The organism is Legionella birminghamensis (assembly GCF_900452515.1).
Lineage (GTDB): Bacteria > Pseudomonadota > Gammaproteobacteria > Legionellales > Legionellaceae > Legionella_C > Legionella_C birminghamensis.
On record NZ_UGNW01000001.1, the window covers coordinates 2,190,638 to 2,208,604 of the forward strand.

The window sequence follows — 17,967 nt, forward strand, 5'->3', positions numbered from 1 at the left end:
TTATTTCCGTCCGATTGTCTTTTTATCATCTGATACAGCACAGCAATGGGAACTTAAAAAATCCTGTATTACGGGAATAATTGTGTTACGAAATTTACTGCCATTAAATAGCCCATAATGACCTACTTCTGGAGCCAGATAGTATTTTTTCATAGCCTCTGGAAGATTTTTACATAATTTAATCACTGATTTGGTTTGACCCAAGCCAGTAATATCATCGCGTTCGCCTTCAATAACCAAAATGGAGGTTTTTTTAATATCCTGCAAACGTATATCCTTTCCTCTTGATTTATATCGGCCTCTAGCCAGTAAATGTTCCTGAAAAACGGTATAAATGGTTTGCATATAAAACTCGGCGGTTAAATCCATTGTCGAGAAATACTCCAGATAAAACTGTATGGTTTTAAGTGCCTTGTCTTTCTGATTTGCACCATAATTGTGAATTGCGCTTAAAAGAGATTCGATGTGCCTTTGCATGTTCATGCTCATAAAACCGGAGAGCTGCATGAAACCTGGATAAACCAGTCTCATGGCGCCAGGGAAATGACCCGGTACCATGGAAATTACATTTTGCTGAAACCAGTCATCCCCTCTTGATACCGCCAGACGATTCACCGCGGTAGGCGATTGATTCGTATCTATCGGCCCGCCCAGTAGTATTGCGCATCGGGGAAGGTGGGGGTCATTATCAGTAGACATTAAGGCTATTGCAGCCAAAACTGGCACGGTGGGCTGGCAAACCGCCATTACTGAGATATCCGGGCCCAGTTGTTTAAAATAGGAAATAATATAATCTATAAAATCGTTTAAATCGAAGGCACCTTCCTTCAAAGGGACATCCCGGGCATTCTTCCAATCAGTGATGTAAACATCGTAAAACGGCAATAGGCCTTTTACAGTATCCCTCAGCAATGTCGCATAATGGCCTGACATAGGGGCTACCAGAAGCATCTTCGGAAAAGCACTATTGTCAATATCCCGTTTCCTGAAATGAATGAGATTGCAGAAACTTTTCTCATCGATAATTTCTTCAAAAATATCGTGGTAGTCCTCTCCAATCTGCACTTCCTTGATATCAAATTTAGGCTTCTCATAGATATTTGTAATCATATGATAAACATAGAAACTTCCGGCTAACTCTCGATATGTTTTTACCGAGGTCTGCATAAACTGACTGATTGTATCAGTCTGCTCCTTCGATAAATAAGGGAGGGTTACTGGCAGGTCCAGTGTATTGGCTATTCTTTGGCATCGTTTGGATAAGGTCAGACTGTAATCGGATATGGGTTGCATAACTCTCATAGCCCAGTCATAAACGTTATACAGCGAGCGATTGTCTAGGGGATTGAACAACATAGGAAATTCCTTTTAATTTTCAAATGTGTCCTGCTGTATGCTTAGTATAGTCGAAACCACACTTATATTTTTTTATTTTTTTCCTTATAAAATGCAATAAAATCATCAACAGCAAGGGCTTTTGAAAATAGCCAGCCCTGGCCGTATTCTACTTTTTTTGCAATCAGACAATCGGCCTGGGCAGTTTCTTCAACCCCTTCGGCGACAATTTTAAGATTTAAGGCTTTCGCCATATCAATAATATGAGGGGTTACACTGCTGGTCACTGAGTCCGTACTGATTGTTTCAGTGAATGACTTGTCAATTTTTAATATATCCAGTTCCAGATTTTGCAGGAAAGACAGGCTGGAATAGCCAGTACCAAAATCATCAATCGCGACTATATAACCTAACTCCCTTGCTTTTTTTATCGTTTCCCTGGTGCTGGCAAGCTCTAAAAAAGCCCGTTCGGTAATCTCCAACCAGATCTGACTGTTTAAAATAAATGTAGTTGCCAGTTTGGCCTCAAGCACCTTTAAAATCTGCCCTTTGTGAATATCATTAGCACTTAAATTGATGGAGACGTGTAACTCCCGATCAACGGCCAGCAGCTTACCCAGATCGGCAATTACCATATCAATAACCATTTCGGTAATTTGCGAGATTAAGCCGTGTTTTTCTGCTACGGGGATAAATACATCAGGGGAAAAGGACTCATTATTCGGACGGTTCCATCGAATCAGTGTTTCGGCCCCTACACATTGGCCAGTTTTTAAATCAACAATTGGCTGGTAACAGAGTGTCAGCTTTTTATTCCTTATTGCAGCCGCCAGTTCTCCCGCTATCGAAAGACGGTGCTGTGAAAAGTAGATAACCAGTCCAATAATAAAAACTGATATTCCAAGAGCCAGCGGCAACAATAAACCTAACTCTTTTCTCAACTCTGTATATAACACTTCACGCGATTCGACTGCAGTCGCTACTAAACCGGACTCGCTTTGGCTGGACGCGATAATTTTATCATCAACCTGCTGATGATCATTTATATATTGATTGACCAGTTTCATATCCGGTTGATTTTGTTCCGCAATCAACTGCCCTTTCTGCGTGGTCAAGGCTATCTGTATCGAAGGATCAACCAGGATGTCTACAAAATGAAAAGGGTCGACGAGAATGTAATAATTGTCGTATTGAAACGCAATAAGCAGTTTATTATTTCTGAGTAATGATTTTACATTAAAAGAGGCGCCAAAACCGCGGGGGGTAATTAAATCCGGTGTAAACTGTGAAACATTACTTTTTACAGATCCCCAGATCGTACATTTCAAAAACCCTTTCTCAAAAAATCCGATTTCCACCGCCATACTGTTATCAATCGCAATTTTACGCATGGCATTAAGGTGTGCCGGAGAACAGGCATCTGTGTTTTTGATTTCTCCCAACTCATATAAAGCCTTTCTCGCGGCTGCAGCCGTATTCTCAGCTCGTTCAATCACTTCATCTGAGATATTGGACAAATGAGTTTTTTCAGTATTGATTGCACGTTCTATTGAAAGGTACATGACAATGAGAGTTGGGATCACTGCACCAGCAATTGCCAGTAAAACGGCGACTATGATTAATTTTATGCGTTCCAAAGCAGTCCCTTGTGTGATTTCCTGGATCCCGCGTATAAAACGCGGGAAGTCGGCTTGTGATAATAATTATTCAACGCCGCCCACTATCCCGGCGATTTTATGTCCTGTATGCGATATAAAATGCAGTAAAAAGCAGGTACTAGAAACATTGTTATCACTGTTCCCACTGTTAGCCCAAACATAATTGTTACCGCCAGTGACACCCAAAAAACGTCCTGGAGCAAAGGGATTACGCCTAAAATTGTTGTCACAGCCGCATTGACGACCGGAGACAAACGACTGACGCCCGCCGAAATGACGGCCTGATAAGGTTTCATTCCCTCTGCCAGATTGATATTAATCTGATCAAGTAAAACAATAGAATTTTTAATCATCATCCCGGATAAGCTCATCGCTCCCAATAAGGCGATAAATCCAAAAGGCACTCCAGTCATTAATAACCCTGCAGTGACCCCAATCATTGCAAAGGGAATAACAGCAATGATAATTAAAGGTGGACGATAGGCATTAAATAACATCACAATGATCATAAGCATGATTATAACGGCTGGAAACAAACCAGGTTTCAGTGCATCAGCAGATTCCTTACTGCTTTTGTATTCACCATCCCATGTGAGTGTGTACCCTGGAGGCAGTTTAATTTTTTCAAACTGGGGTAAAACACTGTTTCTCAACGTGCTTGCCGTAACCTTATAAGGGGAGCACTGTACCGTAATAGCTCGCTTGCGATCCCATCGCCAAATGATGGGATCAGTCCAGGATAATTCAATACCGTCAATGACCTGGGCCACCGGGATTGTTTTAGTACTCAGGGCAGTGCTGACTTGCTGGGTGGGAAGATCAACCGCAGCACGTTCACGCTCTGCCTGAGGTTGACGCAGAATAATTGGAATCAAATTATCCTCTTCTCTGTAAAGCCCGATGGGTATGCCATCACTTGCCCTTCGCAAAGCCTGTGCCAAATCCAGACGCGAAATACCTGCCCATCGTGCGCGCTCCTGCTGATAATCAGGTACCATTTGCAATACCCGTTCACGCCAATCGGTTCTAACATCGATGGCGTAGGGACTTGCTTTCAATATTGCCGCGGCCTGCTCGGCAAGGTCACGCAATACGGCAGGATCGGCATTAGCCGGACCGCTGAAACGCGCCGCAATTTTCCAGTTATTAAATGCGCCAACGGCATATTTTCTTACACGGACTAAGGACTGGGGAAAATTCGTTTTATTCCATGCGGGTAATTCAGCCACCAGGCGATCTACTTCCTGCAAATTTTTAACATTCACAATGACTTGTGCATAGGAAGGATAAGGAAATTCGGATTCCACTGGAAGATAAAAGCGGGGTGGACCTTGTCCGATAAAACTATTGACGCTCACTACCCCGGAATCGTCTAGCAGTTTTTTCTCGAGTTTTTTAACATCGGCAGCAACCTCCTGAATGCGTGTTCCCTCCGGCGCCCAGTAATCAATCATGACCTGAAAGCGCGAGGAATCAGGGAAATACATAATGGGTACAAAACGAAAGCCGATGATCGATAATAGGAGCAAGGCCATCATGGATGCTGCAAACGTTAAACGATATCGAACCGCAGTTTCAAGCAGCGAACGGTAGGCATTATAAAAACGGCTATTATATTGATCCTCCTGGTTAGCTGTTTCCGCTGGCTGAGGCATAAAGGAAATACAGAGCAGAGGGGTTACGGTTTGCGACAACACCCAACTCAGCAGGAGTGAAACCGCAATCACTGTAAACAGGCTGCCCGCATATTCTCCCGTATCATAAGTGGAGGCAAAAATGGGGTAAAATGCCATGCAGGCTACAACGGTTGCCCCCAGTAGCGGCCATGCTGATATGTCTGCCGCTTCGATCGCGGCAGTTTCCCGATCCATCCCCTTCTTTAAACGGGTAATAAATCCATCCGCAACAACGATAGCATTATCAACCATCATGCCCATGGCAATGATCAACGCCCCTAATGAAACCCGCTGAAGATCAATGTGCAATATCTGCATGACAATGAATGTACCCAGAATTGCAAGAATAAGGCCGGACACTCCGATAATCATTCCTGCACTAAAGCCCATCGTAAAGGTTAATACAATTAAAACAATTACAACGGCTTCAAGCAGGTTGATTAAAAAAGCATTAATTGACTCAGCTACAATGTCTGACTGCCAGGAAATTTTGTGTATCTCAATGCCTCTGGGTAAACCAGCCTGAATTTCTTCAATGCGTTTATCGATTGCTTTTCCTACCTCCACAGCATTGACCCCGGGTAATGGAGCCAGTGCAATACCGATAGCGGGAAGACCAGAGTAGCGCATCAATTGTTGCGGGGGCTCAATATATTCTTCTTTTAACTGGGCAAAATCGCGAATGCGAATAATTTCATCGCTTTGCTTGTTTCCTTTTGTCTTTAACTCAGGAGTAATTGCCAAATCGCCAATCTCTTCCGCGTTGTCAAACTCTCCTGTCGGCGCAACACGTAAGCGTTGCTGTTGATAATCAACATAGCCCGCATCAACCACCTGGTTTTGTAATTTTAAAGTTCGCTCCAAATCGGCAATTGTGATACCCAACTGTGAAAACTGTGTGTTGGAAATATCAAGATAAATACGTTTTTCCTGCACGCCCCAGAGGTCTACCCGGGCAACACCCGGTACAATACTTAATTCCTTCTGCAATGCTTTGGTATAATGTTCAAGTTCGGCATAACTGAAGCCGTCTGAACTGATTGCCAATAGAAATCCAAAGACATAACCATAGTCATCCCCAACTACAGGCATACTAGCGCCAGGCGGCAGACTTCCCTGAACGTCCTTTAGTTTTTTTCTTAAAGTATCCCAGACCTGGGGCAGACGATCTGACCAATACTCATTTTTAATATTGACTTTAATAATGGAGAGTCCAGGCCTTGAGATAGAAGAAATATCCTTCACCTCCGACATTTCCTGAATTTTTTTCTCAAGGCAATCGGTCACTTCCAACTCTACCTGTTCCGCATTGGCTCCTGGGTAATGAGTGGTGATAATGGCTGTTTTTACCGTAAACTCGGGATCCTCCAGCCGCCCCAGATTAAAGAAACAGACAGTTCCGGTAATGGTTAGCAGGATTACCAGAAACCAGGCCACCTTTTTGCTTTTAACCGCACTATTAGCAAGCGAATTCATTCTTATTTATCTTCTTGATTTAAAATGCTGACCACGTCCCCATCCTTGAGACTGTGGATACCTGCAATCACCAGCCAATCGCCAGCTTTTATTCCTTTTAAGACAGATATGCCGGTTGATGTCAGTTCACCCAGTTGAACTTCCTGCTGATGCACTTTTCCATTTTTTGGGTCTACCAGCCACACATAGGATTTATTGGTGGAGCCTTGCGTCATTACAGCAGCTGCAGGCACTGTCAACTCAGCCTGGTCATTTTTTTGTTTTATATCACCTTTCGCTTTACCCGCCATTCCCGGCAAAATTTCAATATCCTCAGGTTGCTTTAAAATGAGTGTCACCGGATAAGTGCGGGTGTCAGGGGAGGCTTCATTGCTGATTTCTTTGATTTGAGCAGATATAGAGCGACCGGGGAAAGCATCAAACTGGACCATTATGTTAGTCACATGAGGCATCAGGCTAATGGCGCTTTCAGGGATCTGGATTATCATTTCTATTTCTGAAATATTCAGTAGTCTGGCAACAGGTTGATGGTTTGAAACGGACTGATAATTTTCAACATATAAATTGGCAATCTGTCCGTCAAAAGGTGCCTTGATGATGCTGTCGATGAATGCTTTCTCAGCCAGTTCGAGATTGGACTGAGACATAATCCATTTTGATTCCACCAGGTCATAATCCGATTTTGAAATATGTCCCTGGCCTACCAGTTCTTTTGCGCGCTGAAAATTTTGTTTATCACGAATGAACTCCGCTTTAGCCGCTTTTACCTTGGCTTCAAAATCCCGGGGATCAAGTTTTGCGACCAGATCCCCCTTCTTAATCTTGTCACCAATTTTTACCGGTAATTCAATGAGGGAACCATTAACATTAAACGAAAGTTCAACCTCCTGGGATGCTTTTGCTTTTCCGGGAAAAAATCGACCTTCGAAAACAGTTGCATTACCTATCTGAATGGCCTTAACGGGTCTTTTTTCTGCGACTTTCGATGTATTCTCATTTTCACTGCAAGAGATGAGAAATAGAAATGCCATGGTACAAAATACACAACGTAATAACCCAGGAAGTCGCTTCATAGTCATCCTTAACAAGTTTTTCTCTTGGCTATTTCAGATTAAATCCTAAGTCTTCAACAGTCAATTATGACGGACTCATGCTTTCAGTGTCTGAGTTTTCAATGTCTGCAGCTGGTTCCGGTTTTGCCGATTCTTTTAATTCCTGCAGGGAGGCTTTCATTTCACTGGTGATTTTAATTGGCTTAGGTTGTATTGTCTTTCCGGTGAGCTTTTGCAATAAATTAGAAAGAAAATCCAGTATGCCTCCATGCTTACTTAATTCAGTTTTCTGTGCTGCTTCAATTTCTTTTTCGCTTTCCTGTTTGAAACTATCAAGTGATATTTTACCATTGGCATAATCATCACGCAGGGCAAGCAGTTCGGCATGTAGCTTAGCAGCTTCGATGCCAGCCACACTGTCCTTTTCCATTAATCGATGAGCCTGTTGCTTTAATTCACCTAGCCCCTTATCAAAACTGGTTAATGTATCATTTATCTCTTTTGCTTTTTCAAAATGCACTGCAAAGGATTCAACCTTGTCTAAGGAGGATTGAATTAATGTCTCTGTTTTTGCAGAAGGATTCGTTTTCTTAATTTCGTGCTGGAGTGCTACCATCAGAATAGGATACCGCATCAGATGTTGCATTGGCACTATCGCTACATTATCAACAGTCGTCTGACGGATTGGATTATCTCTATTTTCTTTTTTCTCATTAAACGCCATTACAGCAGATTCTACCGTATTGTTATAATCTGTTTGTGCAAAAGCAACTTTTTCAAGCCGGTTGATAAAACGCTCGAAGCTGCGGCTGTTAATTAATCCTGTCAGCTTCCCCACTGCCGTATCAAGATTGTCTTCGCTGGTAATAAGCTGATCCATTTCCAGCTTTTCATAGGCAAATATTGCAAACTCTACATCACGAATGTAAGAGTCCAGTTCGTGGTTCTCATTTATTTGTCTTAGATAACTGGAAAGTGTTTTGAAGTTGCCATAGGCCGTTTGCGCCGAGCTAACAATTTCTGCAAGCGCATGGGCTGATTTGGAGTCAGATTTCTTCACCCAGTCTGAAAGCAGGTCGTTCTTTTCTTTCATGACATTCAATATTTAGCTACATACTTGAAAGTATAGAGGTAAATGTTTGAAATTGCTGTTCACCAGCTCTGAGGGATCCTCACGTATTTAACCATTTTATCAGTGCTTACGTGCCGCGCATAAAGCCTGAGGAATCGCCTCTTTTTTCATTCAAAAATACGTACCTTATTAGGTGAAAATGACTTTAACAAAGTTAGGGATTATCTTGAGAAATAGGGTGGATACCATCGAATCCCCGCGGCTTCGACCGCGGGGCCCATACGAAGCCAATTTAATGTTAAGCACACTTGTTTATGACGACCTGCTAAACCCTATTTTTTGGCAACATTGAAACTTGTCTGACGACCATGCTACTCCAACAGGCATGGGCCCCGCGGTCGGTGCCGCGGGGATTCGGACGGGGAAATATTTGTGCAGATACCTATGGGCTGCGACCGCGCGAGCATAAAGCGGTACCTAGCATTTTTAATATAAACAAAAGTCAAGACAGTTTATACTTTTTCAAAAATATCAAGCAAACGTTTCTGCAAAGGCTGATAGATTGCCGGTCCGGCTTTTACTGGGGAACCTGCATTAAAAGGCGGCTCGGGATCATATTCAATCCCTAGTTGCAATGTTTCAGCGGCTTCTTTCCCTGCAAGCTTAGCTGCCAGGAGCAAGGCCATATCAATCCCTGCCGATACACCGGCTGCCGTTATAATTTTGCCATCCTCAACAATACGCTTTGTGACAGGCATAGCTCCCCAGTGCTTCAGCCTATCCATTACTGCCCAATGCGTGGTGGCTTTTTTGCCTTGCAGAAGCCCTGCAGCACCCAGGATCAGACTGCCCGTGCAAACTGAAGTGGTCCATTGTGTGTCTCTATGGATCGATCTGATCCAGTCGAGGATTTCTGGCTCATCGGAAAGACTGGTCGCTTTTCCACCTCCCGGAATAACAAGAATATCGGTCTCAGCCACCTCGGATAGCGAATAATCAGCAATCAATTTTAAACCCAGGCCATTCTGGATCACGCCTGCCTGTTTGGCTACCCGGTGAACTGTAACACCCGGCAAACGGGCTAATACTTCATGGGGACCTATAATATCCAGTGTTGTCATGCCATCATAAAATAAAAAAGCAATTCGCATGAAAATTAGCTCCTGATTAATGTTCCTGTGTTAACTTATAAATCAACAAAGCAGCCCGTTCAGTTTGAATACCGAGAGAATCAATATCCAGAGTTTCCAGTTCTGAATGCACCCCTGAACCTGATGGGCCCAATCCAGCCAATGATGCCGAGACCTGGGAGGCGATAAATGAAATATCCCCTGCCCCTCTCAATCCCGGATCCAAAGGTTTGATCATCCCATGTCCAAGCGCCATACTAGCCTGACTGTATTCTTCCAATAATTTCAGATTAGCGGGGGTTGGCGGCATGGCTGGGATACCATCCTCAAAGCGAATCGCCGCACTAGTGCCTGCCAGATGCGAATTGATGATGGCAGCGATTTTCTTCTGTGCCTCTTCTTTCTGCTTCTCCGTAATAAACCGCAGGTCTCCATTCGCTACTGCGGTTTTAGCAATCACGTTTCCCTTGCCAAATCCTACACCACGGGAGTCGCTGTTGTCATAATCCACACTGGTTCCACCTAAAATAAAACCGGGATTAAAAGATAAGTATTTTTCGCTGGAAAGCTGTTCCCGCATCGTATCCAGAATACGAACTAATTCATAAATAGCACCATAACTCACCCCCCGCTGAAAAATCTGCGCCGAATGAGACTCCGTTCCCTGACTGCTCATTACCCAGTTAGTAATGCCCCTGCGCGCAATCGTCGCGGTATCCATCGTCACTGCGCCTTCAAAATCGAGGGCTAGATCGCAATTTTTAGCGACATCCCTGAGCGGCTGCCTTGAGATGGAAGTGGGCTTGCCTGAATCCTCTTCGTCACCGGTTAGCACTACGGTAATATTCGCCTGTTTCAAAGAATTCGCAGCCTGCAAGGCTTTTAAGGCATATAAGATAACAACATCGCCGCCTTTGTCATCAATGACACCCGGGCCCATGGCCTGCTTACCATTTCGCTTAAATTGCTGAAAAGGACTATTGGAGGGAAAAACAGTGTCCAGATGGCCGATCAAGAGTAAGCGCTTTCCTTTGCCGCCCTTGTGCTCAGCAATTAAAGTACCGGCACGCTGCATCGAAGGAGGCTCTTCTTCCCAACGCAATTTAAAACCAAGTGCTTCAAATTGAGATTTTAATAATTCCCCTACTTTGCGAACACCCGGCAAATTGTTGGTGCCGCTGTTGATATTGACTAACTCCTCAAGCAGGGAAAGCTGTTCTTGCTGATGGGAGGAGACAAACTGTTTTATTTGTTCATCAATGGCTTGACTGGTTGCTTTCCCCTGCTGGGAAAATATAAAGAGAGTAACGCAAACTATCCGTCGAAACTGGTAAAATTTCTTCCCATACCACATCCTTTTCTCCCCCTGTTTAGCGAGCACTGATTATAAGAGCACGCAGGGACATTTCCAATAATCAGGTCCATATAAAATGAAATTTTTAACCTCTTCAGTTTTCGCATAATGAACGGGCTTTTGACCAGCCAAATTCAGAATATCTGTATTTGCCCCCGCCCGAAGCAGCCTCTGGGTAATCACTGGGTCAGATAATTTCGCAGCACGATGCAAAAGCGTATCCCCCTCCTCATTTTTTTCGTTTACATCAATTCCCGCTTCCAAATACAAAGAAAGCATCGCCAGGTTCCCTTTCTCGACGCTGACAAAAATGGGCCGACCATTAAGCGTTAACTGATGAAGATTGGCGCCGGCCTCTTTAAGCAGTTCGAAGGTCTCCTTCTGCCCTTTCTCAGCCGCCATCATTAACGGATTTGAAATAACAGGATAGCGGAACAGCAATTCGCCTTCCTTTGGTTCCTTAAATTCATCTTCTGAAACAATAACGGGATTGCCCTCGGGAAAAGAGAACAGGCATTGTAAAACCGGGGCATCAAAATTGGCTTTATTGGCCAGCAGAAGGCGTGTCATTTCGAGATAACCATTTCCTGCGGCAACTGCTAAAGCAGTACACAGAATTTCTCCTTTCTGATGATAGCGATTGATACTGGAAAGATAAGGAATAACCTGTTCCACTACATGTAAATTATTATTTTCAACGGCACTAAAAAATAACTGATACTCGTCAACATTTTTGAAAAATTTGATAGTCATGGCTCAATCGTCCCTGAATTCCTGATTATCGGTATCCACATTGAAACAGAACGGCCGAAAACTTACAACGGCTCAGTATATCCAATCATGTAGATATCGCTGTTAATTTAAGAATACTTTAAGCTTTACCCCGTATAATGCCTCTATCAATACGAGTAAATGGAGTTATGGTTTTGTAATGAGGGATGATCAGTTTATTTAGGTGATAGCATGTTTTTATTTCATTTGGGAACAGACACTTTCGATACCCCCCTTCCCGAACAGGATCCTAAAAACTACCCCTTTGGTGAAACCTTAAGTTCTGGGGCTAGAACTATCGATTCAGACGGCGTACGCCGTGATGAGGAAACTCCCTATTTTTCGGATAAAGTAGAAGTTATAATTGGCCCGGACACTTTGGGAAAAGCTGTCTACAGCCGCATAGCCCGCGGTATGGAAGCAATGCTTCGAGCCATTTCACTCGGTGAAAACTCTATAGGCATTGTTGCGCATAGCCGAGGCGGTGTAGCCACCATTTTAGAAACGCATTACATGAATGCGATCAAGAACAAATTCAATGAGTGCAAGGCCAAAGGAGATGTCAGTTTCGATCAATTCCTAGGCTTACTTAAAGCCGATCCTGTGGTGGGCCCTTTCCTAAAGAACGCCGTTATCGCTGCAAAACTGAAACAGGAAGTTGTGCCGCAGTTGAAGGCTGTTTGGGAAAGCCGATCGACAATTGAAACCCGGTTAAATATTTTTGTCCTTGATCCTGTCCCAGGGGATGTGCCCCTTTATGGATGGGATGATGCCCTGTTTTACCAACCCCTTCCCGAGATCGTCAATCATGCTGAAATTATTTACTATGATGATGAAAGAAGCTGGGGCTTCACCCCTATTGTACCGAAGGCACCTACCCATGAGGATGCCAAATTTTCCGCTATTACAATTCCTGGCCATCACGGTACGGCCTCCTCAGGAAATAATTGCGATCAAACCGGAGCCCCTGTTCCGAATATACGCGTTAAATCCAGTGAAAAAATAGCCAATACCAAACAGGCACAAAAATTATTGTTTTTAAAAATTCTTCGCTTTTTGAATACTAATCAAGCATCGTTCGACTTAAGAACCTTTGAAAAACCAACACCAAAAGGCTTGCTTGAACGGGTGATTAAATCACTTGCCAGCAATAAGTTTATTGATGGGCAAAATCCCCTCGCCAGAAAGAAAAACGATAGCGAAACCTATGAGGCGGAAATCAATTCCGAGGCGCTGGTTTCTGCCTGCTTTCGTTCCTATTGGAAAATAATGGACAATATTGATGCTTACCGACACTTTGGTAACACCAATTATGCCTATTTAGGGAAACGAAATAAGCTTTTCCGAGAGGCTTTGCACGAGGGTAAATATGTGCCGCTAAGCAGCGTCATCCCCCCTGTTTCCGGATTTGTGAATGAAGAACATGCCAAAATGGCACGGGAAAAACTGTTTAAGGATTTTGGTATCGATGCCAGCTCCAGTATTGATAAACTACTGGCCCAGGCCACTGACGCGCTGGTATCCGGATTTCTAGCTGCTATTTCCAAACCGGGCGATGCCCCCAAAGAGGATTTTGATCTGTCAGTTTCATCCTCTATGTCTTCAAGCTGGACAATATTAAACCCAAGTCGGGCAGCCATCACTTCCTCAACAGTCGCTAACTTGCTGGCCACTGATTCTGGCAAGAAAATGATTAAAGAAGGTTTTGCCGCGGTGGTCGAAAAAATCAGCCAGAGTTATTTGTCTGCTGATTTAACGCCCGAAACAAGATGGACACTCTATCAGGCCATCGTCTCTGCTTTCGGTCAATTTGAAGAGACCTTACAAACTCTGAAACAAACGGAAGAGGCAAGGCAAGCTGGCGAATCAGCTCCTGTAGGGGTTGGCGCAGTAATCACCGCTATAGCCAGATTAGCCAGTAATCCGGAACAGATTAGGAATAATGAGTTAATCAATCTGTTGCAGGAAGTGAAAGCCGATGCACAGTCATCACTTATTAAAACCTTTACTCAATACCAGGACAATCTGGAACGCGAACTGGAGCATTTTATTGCCGTTCTTGATACACCTAATCATGTCAAATTGAGCAATGGTTTTAAAACCGTTTGCTTTTCAATGGTAAAAAAGAATTCTGATGCAGAAAATGCTGATACGGAACAGGATAAAAGGTTCCTTGATATTCTGCAAAAAAGAATAAACGAAGTTTCTGATTCAAACTATCCAGAAAATATCGACCTGCTATGGCCATTGATTAAAAGCGATATTATTGAAATCTATGGGTTATCTAGAGAAGATAGTGAAGCCCTTGATAAAATTGACTCCTTATTAAGAAAATATTTTTATCCTGAACCAGGCTGGTCTGACTTTGAAGTTTTGTTCGATAAATTAATCAACTTTCAACGCGATCTAAAGGCAGTCAATATAACGCCTACAGATGAGTATTTGAAAAAGCTGCAAATTAATTTATATCAATTAAGCGATTATGCTGCTCGTTATCTACCTGAACAAGGAGATAAAAACTCTCAATTCGCACTCCATGTAAAATGCTTCAGGATAATGCTTGCGAAGGACATGCTGTCATCGCTTGAGGAGTTCAAATCGAAGATGGAATCACTGCAGAATGACCTTTCTGCATCGATTGAGGCCGAGGGCACATTAAGCTCTGAAAAAGAGGTTCTAAAAGAGACCGTTTCACAACTTGAACAGGAAATAGCAAGCTATCGAAAAAAAGTAGAGGCTCTCACCTCTGAAAAAGAAAGCCTGACTGAAGATAAAGAGGAATTGATCACAACCCTGAAAAAACTTCGAGGCGTGCGCGAGCTCCTCGATAGACTTCAAGAAAAGCATACGATCTTAATAAGAGAATCAGAACAATTAAAATTAGAAAAAAACGATGTTATTCAGCAACAACTCGAGCTGCTCACTGATTTGGAAAAGAAAAACAGGCTATTAGCTGGGACAGAAAAAGCGAATACTGAGCTGCAGGCAAAAACTGAAGCCCAGCAAAAGCAATTGACCGATGCTGAAGAAACGAAACAGACGCTGGAAGTGTCTATTCAAAGACTGGCCTCTGAGAAAGAAGCTGTGGAAAAAGAGCGTCAGCAATTAAGCGAACAAAGACAGGAATTGCAAAAGCAGAATACTGGGCTGCAGGCAAAATCTGAAGCCCAGCAAAAGCAACTGGTAGATGCTGAAAAAACGAAGCAGACGCTGGAAGTTTCTATTCAAAGACTGGCTTCTGAGAAAGAGGCTGTGGAAAAAGAGCGCCAGCAATTAAGCGAACAAAGACAGGAATTGCAAAAGCAGAATACTGAGCTGCAGGCGAAAACTGAAGCCCAGCAAAAGCAACTGGTGGATGCTGAAAAAACGAAACAGACACTGGAAGTCTCGAATCAAAGACTGGCTTCTGAGAAAGAGGCTGTGGAAAAAGAGCGTCAGCAATTAAGCGAACAAAGACAGGAATTGCAAAAGCAGAATGCTGAGCTGCAGGCCAAAACTGAAGCCCAGCAAAAGCAACTGGTAGATGCTGAAAAAACGAAGCAGACCCTGGAAGTTTCTATTCAAAGACTGGCTTCTGAGAAAGAAGCTGTTGACGAAGAACGCAGAGAATTAAACCGGCGTAAAGACGAGGTAGAAAAGCACAATAGCCAGCTTCGTATAGAGGCTGAGGTCAGAAAGGGCTCGCTCGAAGAAGCAGAGAGCGCTAAAGAAGCACTAAGCAAAGAAAATGAGATCTTAAAATCTGAAAATAGCGGGCTAAAACAGGAATCTGCAGAACTTGTCCAGAAGAATGAAGTTTTGAAACAAGAGAAGCTCCTGTTAGCAGCTGAAGTTGTAAAGCTGGATGCTGAACTGGAACAATCCAATCGTAATGGGCAAGCCCAGGAAAGGGAGATCTCTGGATTGAAACAGGATAAGGAACGTCTCGAAAGAGAACTTCGCGAGTTGCGCGATCGGAAGCGTACACAAAGCGAAGAAGAACGCATTAGACTTATCAAAGATCTCAACAGTGAAACACAGAGAAAATGTTTAAATGCCATCACCGATGAAATTCTCCCTTCAATCGACAATTATATAAAACATTTGGAGAAACAAACGGACGCTGTGGCCCATCAGAAACTCGAGATTGTAACCCGATTAAAGGCGACATTGACTGATGAAGAAAAACATCCCCTGGCTTTTGACAGAATCCAGGAATTCAAAAAAGAATTAACCGAAGCCGATAAGAAAATTATTGGCTCGCATCGTGACTCAGCCTGGAAACGCTTTACACTCAATACCCTGGCTATAATCAGTATTTGCTTAACCGGTGTGATTCCAGGAATGGCCATCTTGGGTGCCTACAGCTATGCATCCGGAAGATCGCCCATGTTCTGGCGCTCTCGAGGGGTTGACACAATCAAAGAAGTTGAGAATAGTCTGGGGAAAATTGAAACCCCGGGAAGAGTCCAATAAATACCCGTCATTGCGAGCCTTGGCGAAGCAATCCAGAACGGAGCCCTATCCCGGCATTGATCTGGATTTCTTCACTTTGTTCGCAAAGACGGCGCCAGGCAGTCTAATTATCCTGGCAGCTTGCGAAAACCCACTGCAAGACGGTTCCAGCCATTAATCGTGATAATTGCCAAAGTCAAATCGACTGCCTGCTTTTCACTGAAATGCTTAAGCAACTCCTCATAAACATCATCAGGGGCATGCGTTTCAGATAATAATGTGATCGCCTCGGCCCAAGCCAGGGCGACCCGCTCCGGCTCAGTAAAAAATGGGACTTCTCGCCACACTACTACTGTATTCAGGCGCCTTTGCGTTTCGCCCCCCCCTAGCGCTTCAGCGGAGTGCATATCCACACAGAATGCGCAGCCATTGATTTGCGAAACCCGAAGTTTTATCAAATGAATCAATCCCTTATCCAGGCCGCATTCATTAACGAACCGCTCAAGACCCATCATAGCCTTCAGCGCTTCTGGAGAGGCTTTATAAAAGTCTGCCCGCGAAGTAGTCATCCTAACCTCCATGTCAATTGAGATCCCATTTTTAAAACTTAATTATAGCCAATAAAATAGTTTATTTAGGCCCCATGAGCTGATATTCCAGCTTGGCGAGCTGCTCATTGCTTTCAATAAGATCTTTAAAATTACTCAGAATCTCCCTGTATTCCTGCACACGCTCTTCCCTGTAAAAGTCCTGATTAATAAACTGATTGTCGACCATCTCCAATAGTTCATTTGCATCCTCGAAGGCATTTCCAATTCCGTGCCCCAATAGAAAATTAGCGGGCATAAAGGCATCGCCAATGACACAAAAATTCCCGCCCAGGGGAAGAGGCATGGCATAACAATTGGCTATTTCAATATCTATTTTAAAAACAGAAACAAGTCCGGACAGTTTTGTCCTGAATTTTTCATTATTCAGGCGAAGCTGCATTAGCCGATGAAACCATTGTGTTATCTTTGCGGGATTATTCTCGGCCAATAAACATTCAGGGATCTCACCTGCTGCATAAACCGTCTGCTGTGTTTTTGAATATTTTAGAAAGAACACCGGCGAACGTTCATGTTCCCATCCCAGCTCTTTCAACTCTTGAACTTTGACAGGTGAAAGGCCCATTTTTCCATCCAGGGGAGTGATTACGGGTGTTCCTATCATTTCAAAAGGAGCATTCTGGATCGATAAACTGATGATGCCAAATGCATTGTGCTCTGGATTCTCTAGCTTCTCATATTCTATCGCAAATTGTGGATTTTGCTGGTTCCAGATTGGAGTGAAGGATTTAGCGGTTTTTCCGGAAGCATCAATCAATAAATCAAATCCATAGCTCTGTTGCTCGCCAGCAATTTTTAATGTTATTTTTTGCTCCTGGGCTTGGACTTCGATAATTTCTGCATCGCCCATATGAAAAACAAGCTGTTGTTCCTCTGTAAACTCATAACTATTCTCGTTAAATGTATAACCCCTGCGGGCATAAATGCATTTTAATTTATTGTATTGATAACGCTGCAAATCGCCGACCGCCACTACTGTATTTTCATTTTCAATTAATTTAAAAAAGGAGAGATCTAGTTGATCTTCTTCGTCGAGATCAAGTGATGATTCATTGTAGGGAGCGATGATCCTGCAATGAAACTCTTTTCTATTATTAAGATAAAAGCCCTTACTTTTTAGCTGGGTTAAATCAAAAAAATCAGCGATTGTATCCTTATTTATGACGACTCCCTGCCTGCGCTTGAATAATTCATCCTCACATCTTGAGTCAATTAAGTGAACCGAATAACCTTTACTTAATAATGCAAGCGCAGCAGCCAAACCCGCAGGGCCTATACCCATAATATATGCATTTTTTGTCATAAGAATTTTATGGTAATTACGATGTGAAAATGGTAGCACTGCATTCTTAAGAAATTATTAGGGCTTACACTTTAAGCAGTGCTTTTGCAATTGTCCCG

The 17,967-nt window shown here is 43.2% G+C and carries 11 protein-coding genes; 1 reads left to right on the top strand and 10 read right to left on the bottom strand.

Features of this window, described 5'->3' with window-relative positions:
* The 8 genes from phaZ to DYH42_RS09320 form a co-directional block, all read right to left on the bottom strand.
* Entirely contained in the window at positions 1-1,356 is a 1,356-nt protein-coding gene (phaZ, locus tag DYH42_RS09285; RefSeq protein ID WP_058522162.1) for a polyhydroxyalkanoate depolymerase, read from the bottom strand.
* Between the two features lie 62 nt (positions 1,357-1,418).
* On the bottom strand, positions 1,419-2,972 hold the full coding sequence (locus DYH42_RS09290) for an EAL domain-containing protein (RefSeq protein ID WP_058522163.1): 1,554 nt from the start codon (positions 2,970-2,972) through the stop codon (positions 1,419-1,421).
* Positions 2,973-3,055: 83 nt separating this feature from the next.
* The gene (locus DYH42_RS09295; RefSeq protein WP_058522164.1) at positions 3,056-6,145 is read right to left on the bottom strand and encodes an efflux RND transporter permease subunit; all 3,090 of its coding nucleotides are present in this window, start codon (positions 6,143-6,145) and stop codon (positions 3,056-3,058) included.
* Between the two features lie 2 nt (positions 6,146-6,147).
* Positions 6,148-7,218 carry an efflux RND transporter periplasmic adaptor subunit gene (locus tag DYH42_RS09300; protein ID WP_058522165.1) on the bottom strand — a complete coding sequence of 357 codons (1,071 nt, stop codon included), beginning with the start codon at positions 7,216-7,218 and terminating at the stop codon, positions 6,148-6,150.
* A gap of 64 nt (positions 7,219-7,282) precedes the next feature.
* A complete protein-coding gene (locus DYH42_RS09305; RefSeq protein ID WP_058522166.1) occupies positions 7,283-8,290 on the bottom strand; it encodes a hypothetical protein in 1,008 nt (335 codons plus the stop codon).
* A gap of 491 nt (positions 8,291-8,781) precedes the next feature.
* Complete coding sequence (locus tag DYH42_RS09310) at positions 8,782-9,420, bottom strand: DJ-1/PfpI family protein (protein WP_058522167.1); 639 nt, start codon at positions 9,418-9,420, stop codon at positions 8,782-8,784.
* 16 nt (positions 9,421-9,436) lie between these two features.
* Complete coding sequence (locus DYH42_RS09315; protein WP_058522168.1) at positions 9,437-10,753, bottom strand: M20 family metallopeptidase; 1,317 nt, start codon at positions 10,751-10,753, stop codon at positions 9,437-9,439.
* A 30-nt stretch (positions 10,754-10,783) separates the two neighbouring features.
* Positions 10,784-11,506 (bottom strand): ankyrin repeat domain-containing protein, encoded by a 723-nt coding sequence (locus tag DYH42_RS09320; RefSeq protein ID WP_058522169.1) that lies wholly within the window; start codon positions 11,504-11,506, stop codon positions 10,784-10,786.
* 210 nt (positions 11,507-11,716) lie between these two features.
* Between DYH42_RS09320 and DYH42_RS09325 the strand changes: the two genes are divergently transcribed.
* Positions 11,717-15,979 carry a hypothetical protein gene (locus DYH42_RS09325; protein ID WP_058522170.1) on the top strand — a complete coding sequence of 1,421 codons (4,263 nt, stop codon included), beginning with the start codon at positions 11,717-11,719 and terminating at the stop codon, positions 15,977-15,979.
* A 107-nt stretch (positions 15,980-16,086) separates the two neighbouring features.
* On the opposite strand, the gene DYH42_RS09330 is transcribed toward DYH42_RS09325, so the two are convergent.
* Positions 16,087-16,527, bottom strand: coding sequence for a carboxymuconolactone decarboxylase family protein (locus tag DYH42_RS09330; protein WP_058522171.1), 441 nt, complete (start codon positions 16,525-16,527; stop codon positions 16,087-16,089).
* Positions 16,528-16,588: 61 nt separating this feature from the next.
* Positions 16,589-17,869 (bottom strand): hypothetical protein, encoded by a 1,281-nt coding sequence (locus DYH42_RS09335; protein WP_083503032.1) that lies wholly within the window; start codon positions 17,867-17,869, stop codon positions 16,589-16,591.
* Positions 17,870-17,967 lie beyond the last annotated feature (98 nt).